Source organism: Streptomyces sp. GbtcB6 (assembly GCF_019091475.1).
Taxonomy (GTDB): Bacteria; Actinomycetota; Actinomycetes; order Streptomycetales; family Streptomycetaceae; genus Streptomyces; species Streptomyces hyaluromycini.
On the sequence record NZ_JAGXJL010000003.1, the window covers coordinates 91,348 to 111,379 of the forward strand.

19 protein-coding genes are annotated in these 20,032 nt (G+C 70.5%); 16 read left to right on the forward strand and 3 right to left on the reverse strand.

Annotation, left to right across the window (positions count from 1 at the left end):
- The first annotated feature begins 32 nt into the window (after nucleotides 1–32).
- The 4 genes from KVT45_RS05685 (at nucleotide 33) to KVT45_RS05700 (ending at nucleotide 4,292) form a co-directional block, all read left to right on the forward strand.
- A complete protein-coding gene (locus tag KVT45_RS05685) occupies nucleotides 33–503 on the forward strand; it encodes an ATP-binding protein (RefSeq protein WP_217545382.1) in 471 nt (156 codons plus the stop codon).
- A gap of 84 nt (nucleotides 504–587) precedes the next feature.
- Nucleotides 588–1,502 (forward strand): hypothetical protein, encoded by a 915-nt coding sequence (locus KVT45_RS05690; protein WP_217545383.1) that lies wholly within the window; start codon nucleotides 588–590, stop codon nucleotides 1,500–1,502.
- A 170-nt stretch (nucleotides 1,503–1,672) separates the two neighbouring features.
- Nucleotides 1,673–3,040: a NarK/NasA family nitrate transporter gene (locus KVT45_RS05695; protein WP_217545384.1), complete on the forward strand. Its 1,368-nt coding sequence runs from the start codon at nucleotides 1,673–1,675 to the stop codon at nucleotides 3,038–3,040.
- An 88-nt stretch (nucleotides 3,041–3,128) separates the two neighbouring features.
- Nucleotides 3,129–4,292: a uroporphyrinogen-III synthase gene (locus KVT45_RS05700; RefSeq protein WP_217545385.1), complete on the forward strand. Its 1,164-nt coding sequence runs from the start codon at nucleotides 3,129–3,131 to the stop codon at nucleotides 4,290–4,292.
- Between the two features lie 139 nt (nucleotides 4,293–4,431).
- On the opposite strand, the gene KVT45_RS57615 is transcribed toward KVT45_RS05700, so the two are convergent.
- Complete coding sequence (locus tag KVT45_RS57615; RefSeq protein WP_302832481.1) at nucleotides 4,432–5,106, reverse strand: response regulator transcription factor; 675 nt, start codon at nucleotides 5,104–5,106, stop codon at nucleotides 4,432–4,434.
- A gap of 71 nt (nucleotides 5,107–5,177) precedes the next feature.
- Here KVT45_RS57615 and KVT45_RS05710 point away from each other — a divergent pair, with 71 nt between their 5' ends.
- Together KVT45_RS05710 and KVT45_RS05715 are read left to right on the forward strand one after the other, a co-directional pair.
- Nucleotides 5,178–6,104 carry a ribosome-inactivating family protein gene (locus KVT45_RS05710; RefSeq protein WP_217545386.1) on the forward strand — a complete coding sequence of 309 codons (927 nt, stop codon included), beginning with the start codon at nucleotides 5,178–5,180 and terminating at the stop codon, nucleotides 6,102–6,104.
- Between the two features lie 313 nt (nucleotides 6,105–6,417).
- Nucleotides 6,418–6,942 (forward strand): helix-turn-helix transcriptional regulator, encoded by a 525-nt coding sequence (locus tag KVT45_RS05715; RefSeq protein ID WP_217545387.1) that lies wholly within the window; start codon nucleotides 6,418–6,420, stop codon nucleotides 6,940–6,942.
- Here KVT45_RS05715 and KVT45_RS05720 read toward each other — a convergent pair.
- Nucleotides 6,893–7,432 carry a peptidoglycan-binding protein gene (locus tag KVT45_RS05720; protein ID WP_217545388.1) on the reverse strand — a complete coding sequence of 180 codons (540 nt, stop codon included), beginning with the start codon at nucleotides 7,430–7,432 and terminating at the stop codon, nucleotides 6,893–6,895. The genes KVT45_RS05715 and KVT45_RS05720 overlap by 50 nt on opposite strands.
- Nucleotides 7,433–7,725: 293 nt before the next feature.
- Between KVT45_RS05720 and KVT45_RS05725 the strand changes: the two genes are divergently transcribed.
- The 6 genes from KVT45_RS05725 to KVT45_RS05750 all read left to right on the forward strand — a co-directional run bounded on the left by KVT45_RS05725 (nucleotide 7,726) and on the right by KVT45_RS05750 (nucleotide 14,774).
- On the forward strand, nucleotides 7,726–8,322 hold the full coding sequence (locus tag KVT45_RS05725; protein WP_217545389.1) for an ABATE domain-containing protein: 597 nt from the start codon (nucleotides 7,726–7,728) through the stop codon (nucleotides 8,320–8,322).
- 365 nt (nucleotides 8,323–8,687) lie between these two features.
- Complete coding sequence (locus KVT45_RS05730; RefSeq protein ID WP_010039908.1) at nucleotides 8,688–9,209, forward strand: sigma-70 family RNA polymerase sigma factor; 522 nt, start codon at nucleotides 8,688–8,690, stop codon at nucleotides 9,207–9,209.
- Entirely contained in the window at nucleotides 9,209–10,033 is an 825-nt protein-coding gene (locus KVT45_RS05735) for an anti-sigma factor (protein ID WP_302832482.1), read from the forward strand. Before KVT45_RS05730 ends, KVT45_RS05735 begins: the two co-directional genes overlap by 1 nt.
- Nucleotides 10,034–10,201: 168 nt before the next feature.
- Complete coding sequence (locus KVT45_RS05740) at nucleotides 10,202–12,433, forward strand: UvrD-helicase domain-containing protein (RefSeq protein ID WP_308310674.1); 2,232 nt, start codon at nucleotides 10,202–10,204, stop codon at nucleotides 12,431–12,433.
- Between the two features lie 352 nt (nucleotides 12,434–12,785).
- Nucleotides 12,786–14,189, forward strand: coding sequence for an NAD-dependent malic enzyme (locus KVT45_RS05745; RefSeq protein ID WP_217545391.1), 1,404 nt, complete (start codon nucleotides 12,786–12,788; stop codon nucleotides 14,187–14,189).
- A gap of 303 nt (nucleotides 14,190–14,492) precedes the next feature.
- Complete coding sequence (locus tag KVT45_RS05750; protein WP_089106629.1) at nucleotides 14,493–14,774, forward strand: HU family DNA-binding protein; 282 nt, start codon at nucleotides 14,493–14,495, stop codon at nucleotides 14,772–14,774.
- A 279-nt stretch (nucleotides 14,775–15,053) separates the two neighbouring features.
- Here the strand turns inward: KVT45_RS05750 and murA are convergent, their stop codons facing one another.
- On the reverse strand, nucleotides 15,054–16,394 hold the full coding sequence (murA, locus tag KVT45_RS05755; protein ID WP_089106630.1) for a UDP-N-acetylglucosamine 1-carboxyvinyltransferase: 1,341 nt from the start codon (nucleotides 16,392–16,394) through the stop codon (nucleotides 15,054–15,056).
- A 251-nt stretch (nucleotides 16,395–16,645) separates the two neighbouring features.
- Here murA and KVT45_RS05760 point away from each other — a divergent pair, with 251 nt between their 5' ends.
- The 4 genes from KVT45_RS05760 to KVT45_RS05775 all read left to right on the forward strand — a co-directional run bounded on the left by KVT45_RS05760 (nucleotide 16,646) and on the right by KVT45_RS05775 (nucleotide 20,031).
- Complete coding sequence (locus KVT45_RS05760; RefSeq protein WP_217545775.1) at nucleotides 16,646–17,218, forward strand: YqgE/AlgH family protein; 573 nt, start codon at nucleotides 16,646–16,648, stop codon at nucleotides 17,216–17,218.
- A gap of 52 nt (nucleotides 17,219–17,270) precedes the next feature.
- Nucleotides 17,271–17,549 carry a DUF3039 domain-containing protein gene (locus tag KVT45_RS05765; RefSeq protein ID WP_217545392.1) on the forward strand — a complete coding sequence of 93 codons (279 nt, stop codon included), beginning with the start codon at nucleotides 17,271–17,273 and terminating at the stop codon, nucleotides 17,547–17,549.
- Between the two features lie 233 nt (nucleotides 17,550–17,782).
- Nucleotides 17,783–19,075 (forward strand): extracellular solute-binding protein, encoded by a 1,293-nt coding sequence (locus KVT45_RS05770; RefSeq protein WP_217545393.1) that lies wholly within the window; start codon nucleotides 17,783–17,785, stop codon nucleotides 19,073–19,075.
- The gene (locus KVT45_RS05775) at nucleotides 19,072–20,031 is read left to right on the forward strand and encodes a carbohydrate ABC transporter permease (protein ID WP_217545394.1); all 960 of its coding nucleotides are present in this window, start codon (nucleotides 19,072–19,074) and stop codon (nucleotides 20,029–20,031) included. The genes KVT45_RS05770 and KVT45_RS05775 overlap by 4 nt, the downstream gene beginning before the upstream one ends.
- Nucleotide 20,032 lies beyond the last annotated feature (1 nt).

The window sequence follows — 20,032 nt, forward strand, 5'->3', positions numbered from 1 at the left end:
CCTCCCCCTTCTTGTTCTCGCTGGAGGTCTCCATGGGAACCGTATCCCCGCCCGACACCTGGGCGTACGCCCTCCGTCTGCCGCACGACCCGCGCGCGGCACGCGTCGCACGCATGACCGTACGGGCGGCGCTGAGCGGGCACGGCAGACTTGAAGTCCTCGATGTCGTCGAGTTGTTGACGTCGGAGTTGGTCACCAACGCCTACCGGCACACCAGCGGACCCGCCTCCCTCCGGCTGACCGCCCTGCCCGGTGGCCGGCTGCGCGTCGGTGTCTGGGACAGTCACCCGCGGATTCCAGCCCCTTTCGGTATCCCGCCCCGGGATCGCGTCCCGCTCAGCCCGGCGGATGCCGAAAACGGGCGTGGGCTGCATCTCGTGCAGGAGTGCGCCGACTCGTGGGGCGGTTGGTCCGTCGGGGACGGCGGCCCGCTGGACCGCGGTGCCGGGAAGCTGTTGTGGTTCGAGGTGGGCAGGTCAAGGTCCGGTCAATCCGCCAGGTAGCCGACTCCTTGTGGCATGTCCCGTGAAAAACTTCCCAAGTTGCGGAAGGCAAACGAGTTGCTCGACCGACGGGGAGTGGATGCTGTGAGCGCGCGGCAGGTGCGGAAGATGTTCCAGTTGATGGCCAGCGGCGAGCCCGTCGAGCTCAGCAACACCTGGGCCTCCGTCAAGAAGCTCGCCCGGCTGGCCTTCGTCGCCCAGCAGTTCGGGTACGAGTACGCCGACGCCCGCCACACCGGCTCCCGCAACAACGTCCTCAAGCTGCTGATCGTGCCCGACCACAGCCCGCAGGGGCGGGCGCGCGCCGCGCAGAACTGGGCGCAGTACCCGAACGCCGCCGACGGTGTCCCGCTGCCGCCCCTCGTGCCCGATGCCGTCGAACTCCTCAAGGCCCGGATCCAGTTCGACCTCACCGGGAAGAACGCCGAGAAACGAATGCTGCTCGGGGCCGGGGGTATCACCCTCGGGCTGGTGCTGGCCGCGGCGCGCGCCGGCGGGAGTGCGGGGGCCTTCGTCGTCGCCGGTCTGGTGTGGGTCCTCCTCATGGCGGTCATGGGGCTCGGGTTCTTCGTCACGCGCGGGCGCAACGCCAAGTTCGCGCAGCGGCTCCAGGCCGCCGGGTTCGTGCCGGTGACGGACCAGAGCGGGCGGGTGCGGTATCTGCCGCCCGGCACGCCTATGCCTATCCCCACACCTACGCCTATGCCTATGCAGCCGAGCCCGATGCAGCAGCCCCCGCAGCAGGCCGGGCCCTACGGCCCGTACGGCGGCCAGGGCGGCCAGGGCCCCTACGGCGGCCAACCCCCCGCCGCCCCTGCCCCTGCCCCTGCCCCCGCCGCCGGTTACGGTCAGCAGCCGCCCGCGCCCTACGCCCCCGGCCCCTACGCCCCGCCCCAGCAGCCCGCCGGGCCGTACGCCGCTCCTCAGCAGCCCCCGGGCCCGTATGCCCCCGGCCCCTACCACCAGCAGCCCCAGCAGCCCCCGTACCCCTCCCGCTGACCCGCCCCGGCCTCCCCGATGCCCTCCGACCTCTCACCGGGCCTCCCCGCAGGGTGAGAGCAACGTTCCCTTCCGGTCACCCACAGCCACAGCGCGGAAACGACGCCTCCCTACCTTCGTGGCCTAGTCACTCGTAGCAGACCGAGCACGCGGAGCACCGTGGAGGCGTCATGACAGCCCCAGCCCCTACCTCACACAGTCGCTGGATCCAGGAGTGGGATCCGGAGGACGAGACGTTCTGGAACGCGACCGGCGAGAAGGTCGCCCGGCGGAACCTGATCTTTTCCGTCCTCTCCGAGCACATCGGGTTCTCGATCTGGACCATGTGGTCGGTTCTGGTGCTGTTCATGGGGCCGGAGTACGGGCTCACCCCCGCCGACAAGTTCCTGCTGACCTCGATGGTCACGCTCGTCGGCGCGGTCGTCCGGGTGCCGTACACCTTCGCCGTCGCGATCTTCGGCGGCCGGAACTGGACGATCATCAGCGCCGGGCTGCTGCTCATCCCGACCGTCGCCGCGTTCGCGGTGATGAAGCCGGGGACGTCCTTCAACACGTTCCTGCTGGTGGGGCTGCTGGCCGGTATCGGCGGCGGTAACTTCGCCAGCAGCATGACCAACATCAACGCCTTCTTCCCGTTGAAGAAGAAGGGGTGGGCGCTCGGGCTGAACGCCGGCGGCGGAAACATCGGCGTGCCCGTCATCCAGCTGGTCGCCCTCGCGATCATCGGGGCGAGCGGCGGGCCGCGGGTGCTGCTCGGCATATACATCCCGCTGATCGTCGTCGCCGCCGTCCTCGCCGCGCTCTTCATGGACAACCTCGCCACCGTGAAGAACGACACCGGCGCCGCGATCGACGCCGCCAAGGACGGTCACACCTGGATCATGTCCTTCCTCTACGTCGGGACGTTCGGGTCGTTCATCGGGTACGCCTTCGCCTTCGGGCAGGTGCTCCAGGTCCAGTTCGGCCGTACGCCGCTCCAGGCCGCCTACCTCACCTTCATCGGCCCGCTGCTCGGCTCCCTCATCCGGCCCGTCGGCGGCTGGCTCGCCGACCGGTACGGCGGGGCGCGGATCACGCTCTGGAACTACGTCGGCATGGCCACCGCCACCGCCCTGCTCGTCGTCGCCAGCATGCAGAAGTCGCTGCCGATGTTCGTGACCGTCTTCGTCGTGCTGTTCGTGCTCAGCGGGCTCGGCAACGGCTCGACGTACAAGATGATCCCCGGCATCTTCCAGGCCAAGGCCCTCGCCAAGGGGCTGCAGGGAGAGGAAGCGGCGGCTTACGGGCGGCGGCTGTCCGGGGCCTCCATGGGGCTCATCGGCGCGGTCGGCGCGCTCGGCGGCGTCGGCATCAACCTCGCCTTCCGGCAGTCGTACCTCTCCTACGGCAGCGGCACGGGCGCCTTCGTCGCCTTCCTGGTCTTCTACGGCCTGTGCTTCGCCGTCACCTGGGCCGTATACCTTCGCCGGCCGGCCGTGCGGGAGCAGGCCACGGCCGCCACCGAGGCAAAGGCGCAGCTCAGCTACGCCAAGGTGTGACGTAACACCGGTGACATCAACCCGAACCGAGCCTGTCACGCACCGTTGACAGGCTCGTTCGGCATGCGGGTCAGCTAGGAGAGCAGCCATGGACGAGGAACAGCAGCAGCGACCGGAGCCCGGTCCGCACGGTCCTCTCGCGGGATTCACCGTGGGGGTCACGGCCGCGCGCCGCGCCGATGAGCTCGGGGCACTGCTGCAGCGGCGCGGTGCCGCCGTGCTGCACGCCCCCGCGCTGCGCATCGTGCCGCTCGCCGACGACGGTGAGCTGCTCGCCGCCACGAAGGAGATCATCGACCAGGCGCCGGACGTGGTCGTGGCGACCACCGCGATCGGGTTCCGGGGGTGGGTCGAGGCCGCCGACGGGTGGGGCTTCGGTGAGGAGCTGCTCGGGCGGCTGCGGGACGTGGAGCTGCTGGCCCGGGGACCCAAGGTCAAGGGGGCCATCCGGGCCGCCGGGCTGACCGAGGAGTGGTCGCCGTCCTCCGAGTCCATGGCCGAGGTGCTCGACCGGCTCCTGGAGGAGGGCGTCGACGGCCGCCGGGTCGCCGTACAGCTGCACGGGGAGCCGCTGCCGGGGTTCGTGGAGTCGCTGCGGGCGGCGGGCGCGGAGGTGGTGCCGGTGCCGGTGTACCGGTGGATGCCGCCGGAGGACCTGGGGCCGGTGGACCGGCTCCTCGACGCCGTCGTCTCCCGCTCGGTCGACGCGATCACCTTCACCAGCGCGCCCGCCGCGGCCTCGCTGATCTCGCGCGCCGAGCACCGCGGGCTGCTCGGCGACCTGCTCGCCGCCCTCGGCCACGACGTCGTCCCCGCCTGCGTCGGACCGGTGACGGCCCTGCCGCTCCAGGCCCTCGGCGTCGACACCATCCAGCCGGAACGCTTCCGGCTCGGCCCCCTCGTACAGCTGCTCTGCCAGGAACTGCCCTCGCGGGCACGGGCGTTGCCCATCGCCGGTCACCGCGTCGAGATCCGGGGGCATGCCGTCCTCGTCGACGGCGCGCTGAAGCCGGTACCGCCGGCCGGGATGTCCCTGCTGCGGGCGCTCTCCCGGCGTCCGGGCTGGGTGGTGGCCCGCGCCGAACTGCTCCGGGCCCTGCCGGGCGCGGGCCGCGACGAGCACGCGGTGGAGACGGCGATGGCCCGGCTGCGTACGGCCCTGGGCGCGCCGAAGCTGATCCAGACCGTCGTCAAGCGGGGGTACCGGCTCGCCCTGGACCCGGCGGCGGACACGAAGTACGCGGACGTCTGAGGCGGACGGCCGGTTCGGTCCGCCGCCGCCCGTGCGATGGAGGCAGGTGACTCTATTTCGCGGTGGCCGCGGCCCGGCATGATCGAGGCACCCCACAGGAACAGCTTCCGAAAGAGGTCCTCGTCGTGTCGAACACCCATCAGGCCGGTCCGGCGTCCGGCGCCTCCGGCTCCAGGCGGCCGAGCCAGCGCAGGATCGCGTCGGACCTGCACTGCACACCCAGCTTCGGGTACACGCGGCTCAGGTAGTTCCTGACCGTCTTCTCGCTCAGGAACATCTCACCGGCTATCTCCCGGACTCCCAGCCCGGTGGCGAGGAGTTCGACGACCTGCCGCTCGCGCCGGGTGAGCCGGCGGGCCAGATCCGGCTCCGGGCCGGCGGTCACCCGCGTCCCCCGCACCGATCGTGCCCTGACCCAGTCCGCGGCCACGGGCGAGGCCAGGATGCTCCCGCCGCGCGAGGTGTAGTGCAGCGCGACGGTGAACAGGTCCGGACACTGCGGCTCCAGCAGGTAGCTGGCCACGCCGTGGTCCAGGGCCAGAGCCGCGTCCGCCACGTCCAGCCGCGGGGCCAGGACGGCGATGGGCGGCAGGATCCTCGGTGCCGCCGCCGAGAACCGCATCACGTGACGTGCCATGCGGGGTCCGTGGAACAACAGCAGGTCGTCGTCGGAGCGGAGCTCGTGCGGCTCCCGGATCAACCGGGCGGTCACCTCGGAGAGGCAGCCGCCGAGCGCTTCGTCCGTACCGACCACGGCTATCGCGAGCGAGTCAGGGGCTGGTCGGTTCCCTCGCTCGGACGCGGTGTGAGTCAACGTGACTCCTTTTTCTCTCTCTTTTTTCTCCCCAAGTAATTGAACTTTCTAGCACATGGAGGAACCGCCCCATGACGATCGTCCGCCGCCTCGGCACCACGGCACTGCTTCCCGCGCTCCTGGCGGGAGCCGTCCTCCTCGCCGACGCCGACGCCGACGGCGCCCCGGCACCGCGGTCCACCGCGCTCGGTGACATCCGGACCGTCGCCTCCGACAAGGTCAGCGACGGCACCAGCCACGACCTCTCGGCCTCCGACCCCGAGGACTTCAAGCGGGCGTACGACGGTGTCGTCGAGCAGATCCGCCGCCGGACCGGCTCCTCCCGGCTCTACAACAACATCGTCCTGACCGCCGCCGGCAACGACTACTTCGACATCACTCTGGCCAACCGGGCGGGGGACCAGGTGAGCCTCGTGTTCAACGCCAGGAACCTGTACGTCGAGGGCTACCGGAACCTGGGCGAGAACCGCTACTACCGGTTCGGCGGGCCCGCCAACCCCTACCCGGGCACGGTCCGCAACGACCGTGTCGTCGAGCGGAACTGGCTCAACTACGCGGACATGCAGCGTGCCGCGAGCGTCAACGACCGCGGAGTCCTGGAGATCAACCAGGGGGCCATCCGCAACGCGATCAGCAGCCTCGGCAACGCGACCGCCGCCACCGAGCAGGTCCAGGCCCGGTCCATGCTGATCCTCGTCCAGGCCTTCGCCGAGGCGGCCCGCTTCGACTACATCTCCTACAACCTGGGCCAGGCCCTCGGGCAGGGCCGCTCCTGGCGCTCGGGGCAGCAGTCGGAGGTCAGCAGCAACGGCTCCAACAGCGGCGGCAGCATGATCACCGTGTCGGGCCTGGACTTCGAGAACGACTGGTCGGCCCTCTCCCAGGCGGCCGAGCGGTCCACGCGGAACGGCACCGCGCCCAACGTCCGGGTCGGTTCCGGAAGCCTGACCACGATGTCCGCCATCGACGCCCAACTCGCCCTCGCCCTGCGCAGCTGAGTCACGTGTGGCTGAGTCACGTGCGGCTGAGCCACGTGCGGCTGAGCCACGTGAGGCGGTTCCCTGCCGCGGGGGATGAGCGGACCGGCTGACAGTCGTACGACGTTCTGGGGAGCGCCGCCGGGCAACGGGCCGTAGCGGGCGGCTCGCGGCCCGCCACTCCGGTCCGTTCCTTCCCGGGCACGCCGGGCCGTCCCGTGCGGCCGCGCACGTGCGACGGTCCGTGCCCCGGATCCGCGGCCGTGCGCTCTGCCGGATCTCTCCGGCCGGGCGGCACGCTGACGCCGGACCACGGCACACGGGGGGACGGAACATGACACGCTGGCAGCCCTTGCCGGCCACGCTGCCGCGCGAGGCCCGGCATCTGGTCGAGCAACTGCGGCTCCTGAAGGGCCGTACCGGACTCAGCCTCGCCGGACTGGCCCGGCGCACCGCGTACAGCAAGTCGTCCTGGCAGCGCTATCTGAGCGGCGACAGACTGCCGCCGAGGGGCGCGGCACAGATGCTCTGCCGGCTGGCCGGCGGGGACCAGGCGCGGCTGCTCGCGCTGTGGGAACTGGCCGAACAGGCCTGGCCGCAGGGCGCGTCGGAGCCGGCGGCCGAAACGGTCCCCAGGCTCAGCGGGACCGCCGGGCCCGCTGAGCCTGCCAAGCCCTCCACAGGACAGCGGCGGTGGCGGATCGCCGCCCTCGCCGCGTCCGCGCTCGCCGTGCTGCTGGCCGCCGGGCTGTTGTGGGCGCTGCCGCGCAGGGCGGGCGGCCCGGCGGCCGCCCGCCCCCGGGCCGTACTCAGCCCAGCTGCTCGTAGTACGCGATCTTCCAGGAACCCGTGCCCTTGATCCGCACCCGGTACTTGCCGCTGATCCGCTTGAGGGTGGCGTTGTGCGCGGAGCCGGCGTAGGTCACGAAGCCGCCCGAGGCCGGGCCGGTGAGCCGTCGCTGGGCGAACGTCCAGCTCTGCTCGTTGACCACGCCGTCGTTGTCCGCCAGGCCGGCGATGTGCTCCTGCCACCACTGGGTGGCCGACTCGGTCTCGGGCCCGAACGAACCGTCGATCTGGCTCTTGGTGAAGGTGTGAGAGTCGCCGTCGTCGTCCTGCCACACGGCGCCGTCGGCCCACAGGACGGTCTCCCACAGGGCCGTCGCGTTGCTCGTGGCGTAGTCGTCTACCCCGAGGTTCTCCTCGTCCTGCCAGTCGTCGAGGACCGAGCCGCCGCCGTCGATGCCGTGGTACGGCGGGGCGGCGCTCGCGGCCGGTGCCAGGGCCAGGCCACCGGCGCCCAGCAGTACGGCCGTCGCCATCGCGACGACCCGGGTGCGCATGCTCATGGATGTGTCCCTTCTGAACCGCCGTCCCTCACGGGTCCCCCCTGGGGCGGCTCGCTGTGCGTTCGCAGGACACAGAGTCACGGGCGGGAGCGGGGGCGGCGAGACCTGCCGGGATATCCGGACCGAACGGGGACGGCCCGCGCTGCGGGCACCGGCGTCCCCGCCCGGAGCGGGGTCGCACGGGAACCCCGCGGAACGGCGGAACACCGGTACGAGGGCTTCCGGCCGCCCGCCGCACCGGGCACTGTGAACAGAACGGTTCCCCTGTCCTAGGCGTAGGCGGTGACAGGCACATGGCACTGGGTACGGCCGCGGCCCCGTACGAGCTGCGCTTCGACGCCGGGCGGATCTGTCTCGATCTGCTCGCGACCACGCATCCCGGCGAACGGCTCGACGGGCTGGAAGCGTTGCGGGCCTGGATCACCGGATCCGGACTCGTCCCGCCGGGCACCCCGCTGGCCCACGCCGACGCCGGCTGGCTCGTCGGCTTCCGTGAACTGCGGGTACATGTGGGCCAGTTGGTACGTGGCCGACGCACGCCGAGGGGCCTGCCCCACGACTTCGCGCTCGGCCGCGTCAACGACCTCGCCCGCGCCGCCGCGCCCCCGGCCCCGCGCGCCGTACCCGGCGAAGACGGACTTCTGGTGCGGGAGTTGGCCGGCCCGCCGGAGTGCGCCGCGCTGCTCGCCGCCGTCGCCCGGGACGCCGTGGAGCTGCTCACCGACCCCGTCGCCGGGGCGGCGATCCGGGAGTGCGAGGGCGACAACTGCCCCCTCGTGTACCTGGACACCTCCCGGGGGCGCAGGCGCCGCTGGTGCTCCAGCGAGGTCTGCGGGAACCGTGAGCGGGTGGCCCGGCACCGGCGCCGTGCCGCGCTCGCCCGTGCCTGAACGCCATGTGACCGCCGTCACCCCGCAACCCAACTCCTGCCCCATTCGCGGCTTCTGTCGGATCTTCATCGAAGCTCCGCGAAAGTGATTTCGACAACACTCCGTTTGGTGACGGGCGAGTACGGGCAACCCGGCCGCCTTCGACGTTGTGTCGGAAATGTAAAGATCACGCGGTGGGAATGTGGGGTCATGTCCCGCTCGTCATGTCACCTCGCAGAAAAATGTGGGGTCTTGTTGAACACGCCGCGAGCCACTTCCGTACCGGTGGGGGAGCGACCGACTGGGGGAACCCCCGGACACCGGAGGTGGGCGTGCGCAAGGATGCGGCCGTGGCCAATGAACGTGGATCGAGGGCCCGACATCGCATGTCCCAGCCCTCGGAGCCCGATGAGGAGCTGATGCGTGCCCTCTACCGAGAGCATGCCGGACCTCTCCTTGCGTATGTCCTTCGGCTGGTCGCCGGTGATCGGCAACGCGCCGAGGACGTCGTGCAAGAGACACTCATCCGTGCCTGGAAGAACGCCGGACAGCTCAATCGAGCGACCGGATCGGTACGCCCCTGGCTGGTGACGGTCGCTCGCCGCATCGTCATCGACGGTCACCGCAGCCGGCAGGCCCGGCCGCAGGAGGTCGATCCGTCGCCGCTGGAGGTCATCCCCGCGGAGGACGAGATCGACAAGGCGCTGTGGCTGATGACGCTGTCTGACGCGCTCGACGACCTGACCCCGGCCCACCGGGAGGTGCTCGTCGAGACGTACTTCAAGGGGCGTACCGTCAACGAGGCGGCCGAAACGCTGGGTATACCCAGCGGCACCGTCCGTAGCCGGGTGTTCTATGCCCTCAGGTCGATGAAGCTGGCACTGGAGGAGCGGGGGGTGACGGCGTGATGAGTGTGTACGGGGGGCACGGCGGATTCGGCACAGGTGGTTCGGGTATGTCTGGTGCCATGCAGGAATCTCCGGTGCCCAATGAGCACGAGACTGTCGGCGCGTATGCGCTCGGGATTCTCGACGACGCCGAGGCAACCGCTTTCGAGGCCCATCTGGCCGGGTGCGAATGGTGCGCCCAGCAGCTCGACGAGCTGGCCGGAATGGAGCCCATGCTCGCGGCCCTGGCGGATCTGCCGGGTTCCGGAAGTACCCCGTCCATCGGCGAGTCGCTGTCCGCCAAGCCCAGCCCGCGGATGGTCGAGAAGCTCGTCGTCGAGGTCTCCGAGAAGCGGAAGGTCCGCAGTCGGCGCAACATCTTCGCGCTGGCGGCCTCGATCGTACTGATCGCCGGCGGCTCGGCGGCCGGTGTGGCGCTGGGCGGCGGCTCGGACGGCAACAGCGGCACGGACATGGCCATGGGCCCCGCCCAGGCGGCCTTCCAGACCATGACCGACAAGAAGTCGGCCACGGACCCGACGACCCACGTCAGCGCCACCGTCGCCGTCGAGAAGAAGGACTGGGGCACCCACGCGGTCCTCCAGCTCAAGAACGTCACCGGCCCGAAGAAGTGCTCGCTGATCGCCGTCGGCAAGAACGGCGAGCGCGAGACGGTGACCTCCTGGTCCGTTCCGACCTGGGGATACGGCATCACCGACGCCAAGACGGAGAAGGCCAAGGAGCCTCTCTACGTGCACGGCGGCGCCGCCTTCACCCCCAACCAGATCGACCACTTCGAGGTCATGACCTTCGACGGCAAGAAGCTCGTCTCGGTCAGCGCGTAGCTTCAGCGGGCCCCCTTCGCGTACGGTTGACGGCTGCCCAGCACGTCAGAAGGGGGCCCGGTGGCCGCTCAGGCTCAGCAATCCGTGGTCGGCTCGCACGGCTCCGAACGGGATTCCGTACAGGACTCCGTCGAGGAGTCCAACCAGGACTCCGTCCGAGACCGTGAGATCAGCGTCGAACAGGTACACCTCGACCGGGTGTACCGCCGCCTGGAGGAGAAGATCCACGAGGCGGAGTTCCTGATGAACGACGCGGCCAAGCGCGGTCAGGTAGGCACACCCGGCGCGCTCGCCGAGCGGGACGCGCAGGTCTTCCGGGCGGGCGTCCACCTGAACCGGCTCAACAACGAGTTCGAGGACTTCCTCTTCGGCCGGATCGACCTGCTCCTGGGGAAGGACGGCAAGAAGGGGCCCGACGGCGCCTACACGGCCGTGGAACCCGCCGAGGGCGCGGTCCGTGCCGACAACACCGCCGACATCGCCGAGACCCTGCACATCGGCCGCATCGGCGTCCTCGACCAGGACTACGCCCCGCTGGTCATCGACTGGCGGGCGCCGGCCGCCGCGCCCTTCTACAGGTCCACTCCGGTGGATCCCGGGCGTGTCGTACGACGCCGGGTCATCCGCTCCAAGGGCCGCCGGGTCCTCGGTGTCGAGGACGACCTGATGCGCCCCGAGCTGACCGCCTTCCTGGACGGCGGCACGCTGCCCGTCATCGGCGACGGCGCCCTGATGGCCGCCCTCGGCCAGGCCCGCAGCCACACCATGCGGGACATCGTCGCCTCCATCCAGGCCGAGCAGGACCTGGTCATCCGCGCCCCCGCCGCCTCCGTGACCTACGTCGAGGGCGGCCCGGGGACCGGCAAGACGGCCGTCGCCCTGCACCGCGCCGCCTACCTGCTCTACCAGGACCGGCGCCGGTACGCGGGCGGCATCCTGATCGTCTCCCCGACCCCGCTGCTGGTCGCGTACACCGAAGGGGTGCTGCCCTCCCTCGGCGAGGAGGGCCAGGTCGCCATCCGGGCCATCGGCTCCCTCGTCGACGGCACCGGGGCCACCCTGTACGACACGCCGGCCACCGCCCGCGCCAAGGGCTCCTCCCGGATGCTCCGGGTGCTGCGCAAGGCCGCCCGCGGGGCCCTGGAGCTGAACGACTCACCGACCCGGCTCAGGGTCGTCGCGTTCAACCGCCGCCTGGAGCTGGAGGCCGCGGACCTGGACCGCGTCAGACACAACGCGCTGGGCGGCACGGCCCCCGTCAACCTGCTGCGCCCCCGCGCCCGCAAGCTGCTCCTGGACGCCCTGTGGCACCGCTCCGGCGCGGCCGGCCGCCACACCGACCCGGAACTCGCCGCCGAACTGCGCTCCTCCTTCGACGAGGACATCGTCACGGAGGACTCCTTCATCGAGTTCCTCGACGCCTGGTGGCCCGAGCTCACCCCGCAGTCCGTCCTCACGGCCATGACCGACGAGAGGCGCCTGGGCCGCTGGGCCCGCCGCATCCTCAACCCCGGCGAGATCCGCCGGGTGGCCCGCTCCCTGAAGCGGGACGGCCACACCGTGCACGACATCGCCATGCTGGACGAACTCCAGGCCATCCTCGGCACCCCCGCCCGCCCGAAGCGGAAGCGCGAGGCGGACCCGCTGGACCAGCTCACCGGCCTGGAGGAGCTGATGCCGATGCGCGAGGAGTCGCAGCGCGAGCGTGCCGAGCGGCTCGCCCAGGAGCGGGTCGAGTACGCCCACGTCATCGTCGACGAGGCGCAGGACCTCACCCCGATGCAGTGGCGGATGGTCGGCCGCCGCGGCCGGCACGCCACCTGGACGGTCGTCGGCGACCCGGCCCAGTCCTCCTGGTCCGACCCGGACGAGGCGGCCGAGGCCCGCGACGAGGCCCTCGGCAGCCGCCCGCGCCGCCGCTTCGAGCTCACCGTGAACTACCGCAACCCGGCCGAGATCGCCGACCTGGCCGCGAAGGTCCTGGCCCTCGCCATGCCCGGCTCCAAGTCCCCCTCGGCCGTCCGCTCCACCGGCGTCGAGCCCCGCTTCACGGTGGTGCGCGACTCGCTCGAGAAGACCGTGCGCGCCGAGGCCGAGCGGTTGCTGGACCTGGTCGACGGCACGGTCGGCGTGGTCGTCGCCATGGACCGGCGCGCCGAGGCCGCCCGCTGGCTGGCCGGGCTCGGCGACCGGGTGGTGGCCCTGGGCAGCCTGGAGGCCAAGGGCCTGGAGTACGACGCCACGGTCGTCGTGTCGCCCGCGGAGATCGCCGACGAGTCCCCGGCCGGGCTGCGCGTGCTGTACGTGGCCCTCACCCGGGCGACGCAACAGCTGACGGTGGTTTCGGGCGAGCGGGACGAACCGGACGCGGCGGGGGTTCCGGACCTGCTCAGGGACTGACGGCAGGACCGACGGCAGGGCCGGTGTCAGGCCCGTTCGGCTGGAGGTTTCCTGTGAAGTCCCCGGACGGGAATGGCTGCGCGGGATCTGTTTGTTAGCCTTGTCGTGACACCGGCCCGATCCAAGCCCCCGGGCCCAACCTTCGTCGCTGCGAGCGACCACTTGCCGCGAGGCGAGCATGGCGGGTCGGTGTCATGAACGTAGAGAGAGGCCCACGTCACTGTGTGACGTGGGCCTCTTTTTTGCGCGAACAATACGCACGTAATCAGGCCCGGCTAACGCCTACCCGGCGGTAGGTGCGACGATCGGACGGCAAAACGAGCGACACGGTGAACAACGAAGGAAGTCGGCCATGGCAACGGCGCCCAGCGTCTCCTACTCGATGACCATCCGGTTGGAGGTGCCCGCGAGCGGAACCGCCGTCTCGCAGCTCACCACCGCCGTGGAGTCCTCCGGGGGCTCGGTCACCGGCCTCGACGTCACCGCGTCCGGCCACGAGAAGCTCCGTATCGACGTCACCATCGCGGCCAGCTCGACCGCGCACGCCGACCAGATCGTCGGGCAGCTCCGCGAGATCGAGGGTGTCACCCTCGGCAAGGTCTCGGACCGTACGTTCCTCATGCACCTCGGCGGCAAGATCGAGATGCAGTCCAAGCACCCCATCCGCAACCGTGACGACCTCTCCATGATCTACACCCCGGGCGTGGCCCGCGTGTGCATGGCGATCGCGGAGAACCCCGAGGACGCGCGCCGCCTCACCATCAAGCGCAACTCCGTTGCGGTCGTGACGGACGGCTCCGCGGTCCTGGGGCTCGGCAACATCGGCCCCAAGGCCGCCCTCCCGGTCATGGAGGGCAAGGCGGCCCTCTTCAAGCGGTTCGCCGGCATCGACGCGTGGCCGCTGTGCCTCGACACCCAGGACACCGACGCGATCGTCGAGATCGTCAAGGCGATCGCCCCCGGCTTCGCCGGCATCAACCTCGAGGACATCTCCGCCCCCCGCTGCTTCGAGATCGAGGCCCGCCTGCGCGAGGCCCTCGACATCCCCGTCTTCCACGACGACCAGCACGGCACCGCGATCGTCGTCCTCGCCGCCCTGACGAACGCACTTCGCGTCGCGGGCAAGGCAATTGAGAACATCCGGGTCGTCATGTCCGGCGCCGGCGCGGCCGGTACCGCCATCCTCAAGCTGCTGCTCGCGGCCGGCGTGAAGAACGCCGTCGTCGCCGACATCCACGGTGTCGTGCACTCCGCCCGCGAGGACCTCGTCGACGCGTCGGCCGACTCGCCGCTGCGCTGGATCGCCGACAACACCAACCACGAGAACCTGACCGGCACCCTCAAGGAGGCCGTGCGCGGCGCCGACGTCTTCATCGGCGTCTCCGCCCCGAACGTCATCGACGGCGACGACGTGGCCGCCATGGCGGAGGGTGCGATCGTGTTCGCACTCGCGAACCCCGACCCCGAGGTGGACCCGGCGATCGCCCGCCAGACGGCCGCCGTGGTGGCCACCGGCCGCTCGGACTTCCCGAACCAGATCAACAACGTGCTGGTCTTCCCGGGTGTCTTCCGAGGCCTCCTGGACGCGCAGTCCCGTACGGTGAACACCGACATGATGCTCGCGGCCGCGAAGGCCCTCGCGGACGTGGTCACGGAGGACGAGCTGAACCCGAACTACATCATTCCGAGCGTCTTCAACGAGAAGGTCGCCGGAGCGGTGGCGGGCGCGGTACGAGAAGCGGCGAAGGGCGCGTAAGCGTTTTGTTTTTGGGGGCGCGGGGAACTGCGCGACAAGCCCCCACCGGGCCGGCGGCCAAAACACGACGCACCCGCATCATGCGGGGGTCTGGGGGCGGCAGCCCCCAGGCAAACGTTTGTGAAACTTGCCACGCCATCCGATCGGCGCGTCGTGAAACCCCCCCTTCGGCCCACCCGTAGGGTATTTGCGGCACCCGGATTGGCGTTCCCGCCGCAGGTGGGGGCAGGATGCGTCCCGGCCCAACATGCGGCTCCGCCGCGTGGCACGCCTCAATGGCAAGAAGAACACGGGAGTAACAACATGAACCGCAGTGAGCTGGTGGCCGCGCTGGCCGACCGTGCCGAGGTGACTCGCAAGGACGCCGACGCCGTGCTGGCCGCTTTCGCCGATGTCGTCGGCGACATCGTCTCCAAGGGCGACGAGAAGGTCACCATCCCCGGCTTCCTGACCTTCGAGCGCACCCACCGTGCCGCTCGCACCGCGCGCAACCCGCAGACCGGCGAGCCGATCAACATCCCCGCCGGCTACAGCGTGAAGGTCTCCGCGGGCTCGAAGCTCAAGGAATCCGCGAAGGGCAAGTAAGCCGAGGCGCTTCGCTTGAGCGCCGTGGGTGACTGCGGGCCCGTCGTGGCTGGCCGCGCAGTTCCCCGTGCCCCTTCGGGGCGCGCCCGCCGACGCCGCCGAAAATGACGATGGGGCGGCCCCTCCACCAGGGGCCGCCCCATCGTCGTACCGGCTCATACAGGCGTCAGCAGAGCGCCTTCCCGGTCAACTCCACCTTCGCGCCCAGCTCCACGGAGGCCAACCCCCGGCCCCCCGGCCGGAGGGCGCTTGCCGTGGGCCGGGGTCGGGAGGGGGTGGTCAGCCGAGGGCCTTGCCGGGGAGTTCCACCTTGGCGCCGAGCTCCACGAGCTTCTCCATGAAGTTCTCGTAGCCGCGGTTGATGAGGTCGATGCCGTGGACACGGGACGTGCCCTGGGCCGCGAGGGCTGCGATGAGGTACGAGAAGCCGCCGCGCAGGTCGGGGATGACCAGGTCGGCGCCCTGGAGCTTGGTCGGGCCGGAGACGACCGCGGAGTGCAGGAAGTTGCGCTGGCCGAAGCGGCAGGCCGAGCCGCCCAGGCACTCGCGGTAGAGCTGGATGTGAGCACCCATCTGGTTCAGCGCGGAGGTGAAGCCGAGGCGGGACTCGTAGACCGTCTCGTGGACGATCGAGAGGCCCGTCGCCTGGGTCAGGGCGACGACGAGCGGCTGCTGCCAGTCGGTCTGGAAGCCCGGGTGCACGTCCGTCTCCAGGGCGATGGACTTCAGCTGGCCGCCGGGGTGCCAGAAGCGGATGCCCTCGTCGTCGATCTCGAAGGCACCGCCCACCTTCCGGTAGGTGTTCAGGAACGTCATCATCGAGCGCTGCTGGGCGCCCCGGACGTAGATGTTGCCCTCGGTCGCCAGCGCCGCCGACGCCCAGGACGCGGCCTCCAGACGGTCCGACAGGGCCCGGTGGGTGTAGCCGCCGAGCTTGTCCACGCCGGTGATGCGGATCGTGCGGTCGGTGTCGATCGCGATGATCGCGCCCATCTTCTGCAGCACGCAGATGAGGTCCTCGATCTCCGGCTCCACGGCCGCGTTCGACAACTCCGTGACGCCCTCGGCCAGTACGGCCGTCAGCAGCACCTGCTCGGTCGCGCCGACGGACGGGTACGGCAGCTGGATCTTCGTGCCGCGCAGCCCCTTCGGCGCCTCCAGGTACTGGCCGTCCGCCCGCTTCTCGATGGTCGCGCCGAACTGCCGCAGCACGTCGAAGTGGAAGTCGATCGGCCGGCCGCCGATGTCGCAGCCGCCCAGGCCCGGGATGAAGGCGTGGCCGAGCCGGTGCAGCAGCGGGCCGCAGAACAGGATCGGGATCCGGCTGGACCCCGCGTGGGCATCGATGTCAGCGACGTTCGCGCTCTCCACGTACGTCGGATCGAGCACCAGCTCACCGGGCTCCTCGCCCGGACGCACCGTCACCCCGTGCAGCTGCAGCAGGCCGCGCACCACCCGTACGTCACGGATGTCCGGAACGTTGCGCAGCCGACTCGGTGCGCTGCCCAGCAGGGCGGCGACCATGGCCTTCGGTACGAGGTTCTTCGCACCGCGGACCCGGATCTCGCCCTCCAGCGGGGTTCCGCCGTGGACAAGCAGGACATCGTCGTTGACGGTCATGAATCTCGCGTTCCATGGAGTTGGGCAGGGCCGGAGAGACAGAGTAATCGCCCATCGGCCCACTCCCGTAAGCCCAAGGACCACCCAGCTACGTCATAGCTGTGTCACAACACGAACGGTGCCTAATCGGGCACATGGGGTCACCGCCGGTTACCGTGCGCCGGGGGCGCTCCCTTCCGCCCTGAGCTGCATTCACTCCCACACCCTGATTGGCTCCCCATGGGAGAGGAAGATGCGGGATCATGTCTGGCATGACCGAGGTGTCCTCGCTCACAGGGCGGCTGCTCGTGGCCACGCCCGCCCTGGCGGACCCGAACTTCGACCGTGCGGTGGTGCTCCTTCTCGACCACGACGAGGAGGGCTCCCTCGGTGTCGTCCTCAACCGCCCCACCCCGGTGGACGTCGGCGACATCCTGGAGGGCTGGGCCTCCCTCGCCGGCGAGCCGGGGGTCGTCTTCCAGGGCGGCCCGGTGTCACTGGACTCCGCGCTCGGCGTGGCGGTCATCCCCGGCGGGGCGAACGGCGACCGCGCCCCGCTCGGCTGGCGCCGGGTGCACGGCGCGATCGGCCTGGTCGACCTGGAGGCGCCGCCGGAACTGCTCGCCTCGGCCCTCGGCTCCCTGCGGATCTTCGCCGGTTACGCCGGCTGGGGCCCCGGCCAGCTGGAGGACGAACTGGTCGAGGGCGCCTGGTACGTCGTCGAGTCCGAACCCGGCGACGTCTCCTCGCCGTCCCCCGAAAGACTCTGGCGCGAGGTCCTGCGCCGCCAGCGCAACGAGCTCGCGATGGTCGCCACATATCCGGACGACCCCTCGCTCAACTGACCGCGGACCTTCTCGCGACCGTTGTCCGGGCGTTTCAGTACCCTTGGCACTCATGAGCACTCTTGAGCCCGAGCGCGGGACTGGTACGGGGACCCTCGTAGAGCCGACGCCGCAGGTGTCCCACGGTGACGGCGACCACGAGCGCTTCGCCCACTACGTCCAGAAGGACAAGATCATGGCGAGCGCGCTCGACGGCACCCCCGTCGTGGCGCTGTGCGGCAAGGTGTGGGTGCCCGGCCGCGACCCGAAGAAGTACCCCGTGTGTCCCATGTGCAAGGAGATCTACGAGTCCATGGGCGCCGGCGGCGACGGCGAGGGCAAGGACAAGTAACCCGCCGGTCCGACCGCTCGGCTCTGCGAGGCCCCGGGCACGCTTTGGCGTGCTCCGGGGCCTTTGTCGTACCCGCGCGTTGCACGGAGTGCGTCGCGCGGTCACAGAGTGGTTGAGACCTCTTGTCGGCGTGTTCATGTTGTCCCTAGCCTCCGTGGTGTTGTGCAGAGCGAAACACCCGTTGCATACCTTGCAACGCCCCGTGCTTGAGCGCGCTCCCGGAGGGTCACTCCATGAAGCTCCCCGTCCCCGCACTCCTCGTCGGCGCCCTGTTCCTGGCCGCCGGCTGCGCCCCGCAGACCTCCTCCAACTCCGCTTCCGACAAGGACGACAAGAGCGGCACCCTGCGGGTGTGGCTCTTCCAGGAGGTCGGCAACGACCCGAAGCAGAAGGTCGTCGACTCGGTCGTCGCCGCCTTCGAGAAGGCGCACACCGGCACCAAGGTCGACGTGGAGTACATCCCGGTCGACACGCGCGCGCAGCGCGTCAAGGCCGCCTTCAACGACCCGGCCTCGGCCCCCGACGTCATGGAGTACGGCAACACCGACACCGCCGGCTACGTCCACGACGGCGGACTCCTCGACGTCACCAGGGAGTTCGCGGCCTGGCCCGCGGCCAAGGACACCGACCCGACGGCCAGGCAGTCGGTCACCGTCGCCGGCAAGGTCTACGGCGCCCCCTTCTACGTCGGCGTCCGCGCCCTCTACTACCGCACGGACGTCTTCAGGGAACTCGGCCTGAAGCCGCCGACGACCATGGCCGGGCTGGCCTCCACCGCCCGCGCCATCCGCAAGGCGAAGCCCGACCTCTACGGCCTGGTCGTCGGCGGCGCCTACACCTACGGCGCGATGCCCTTCATCTGGGCCGACGGCGGCGAACTGGCCACCGCCAAGGGCGGCTCGTACACCTCGGCGATCGACAGCGCGGCCGCGCAGAAGGGCATCAAGGCGTACACGTCCCTCTTCGGCGACGACAACTGTCCGGCCGCCAAGTGCGCGGGCTTCGGCGGCAACGACACGGTCACCGCGTTCGCCGCGGGCAAGGCGGGCATGGCGATCGGGGGCGACTTCAGCCACGCGGCCGTGGAGGCGGGCGCGGTCAAGGGCAAGTACGCGGTGGTGCCGCTGCCGGGGGCCACGGCCGGCTCGGTCGCGCCGGCCTTCGCGGGCGGCAACAACATCGGGGTGCTGAAGAGCACGACGCACCGGACGCTGGCCGTCCAGCTGATGGAGGAGCTGACCGGCAAGAAGACGCAGGCGGCGATGTTCGACGCGATGGGGTTTCTGCCGACGTTCAAGGACGTCCGTGACCAGGCGGCCGCCAAGGAGCCGTTCGTGAAGCCGTTCGTGCAGACCCTGGCCGCCGGGACGAAGTTCGTGCCGGCCTCTGCCGGGTGGTCGCAGATCGACTCCTCGCTGGTGCTGCCGACGATGTTCCAGGAGGTCATCAGCGGCAAGAAGAGCGTGGGGGCGGCTTCGGGGGAGGCGGCGAAGAAGATGGACGCGGCGTTTGGCTCCGCCGGATGACGCCGACCGGGGTGGGGGCGGCGGTGCGTTGGCGAGTGCGGGTGCGTGGGGGCTTGTCGCGCAGTTCCCCGCGCCCCTATGGGGGCGCTGGGTGGAGCCCTTGGTTGTATCTCACGCCCGCTCTCGTCGTCCTCGGGGGGCTGCTCGTCTACCCCATTTATCAGCTCGGGCTCATCTCGGTCTTCCGGTACACCCAGGCTCAGGTCAGTGGCGGTGAACCCACCGCCTTCGTCGGACTCGGCAACTACTCGGACGTCTTCTCCGACGACCAGTTCTGGTCGGTTCTGCTGGCCACCGTCGGGTTCGCCGCCGCCTGTGTGGTGTCGACCCTCGCCGTCGGCTGTGCGCTCGCCGTGCTGCTGACGCGGGTGCGGGCGCTGCCGCGGCTGGCGCTGATGCTGGCCGCGCTGGGGGCGTGGGCGACGCCGGCGGTGACCGGGTCGACCGTCTGGCTGTTCCTCTTCGATCCGGACTTCGGGCCGGTGAACCGGCTGCTCGGCCTCGGTGACCACTCCTGGACGTACGGGCGCTACTCCGCCTTCTTCCTGGTCCTGCTCGAAGTGGTCTGGTGCTCCTTCCCGTTCGTCATGGTCACCGTGTACGCCGGGATCCGCGCCGTACCGGCCGAGGTGCTGGAGGCCGCCGCGCTGGACGGGGCCTCGCAGTGGCGGATCTGGCGGTCGGTGCTGGCGCCGCTGCTCCGGCCGATCCTGATGGTCGTCACCATCCAGTCGGTGATCTGGGACTTCAAGATCTTCACGCAGATCTACGTGATGACCGGCGGGGGCGGGATCGCCGGGCAGAACCTGGTGCTCAACGTGTACGCCTACCAGCAGGCCTTCGCCTCCTCGCAGTACGGGCTGGGCGCCGCCATCGGTGTCGTCACGCTGCTGGTCCTGCTCGCCGTCACTCTGGTCTACCTGCGGCTGCTGCGCCGGCAGGGAGAGGAGCTGTGAC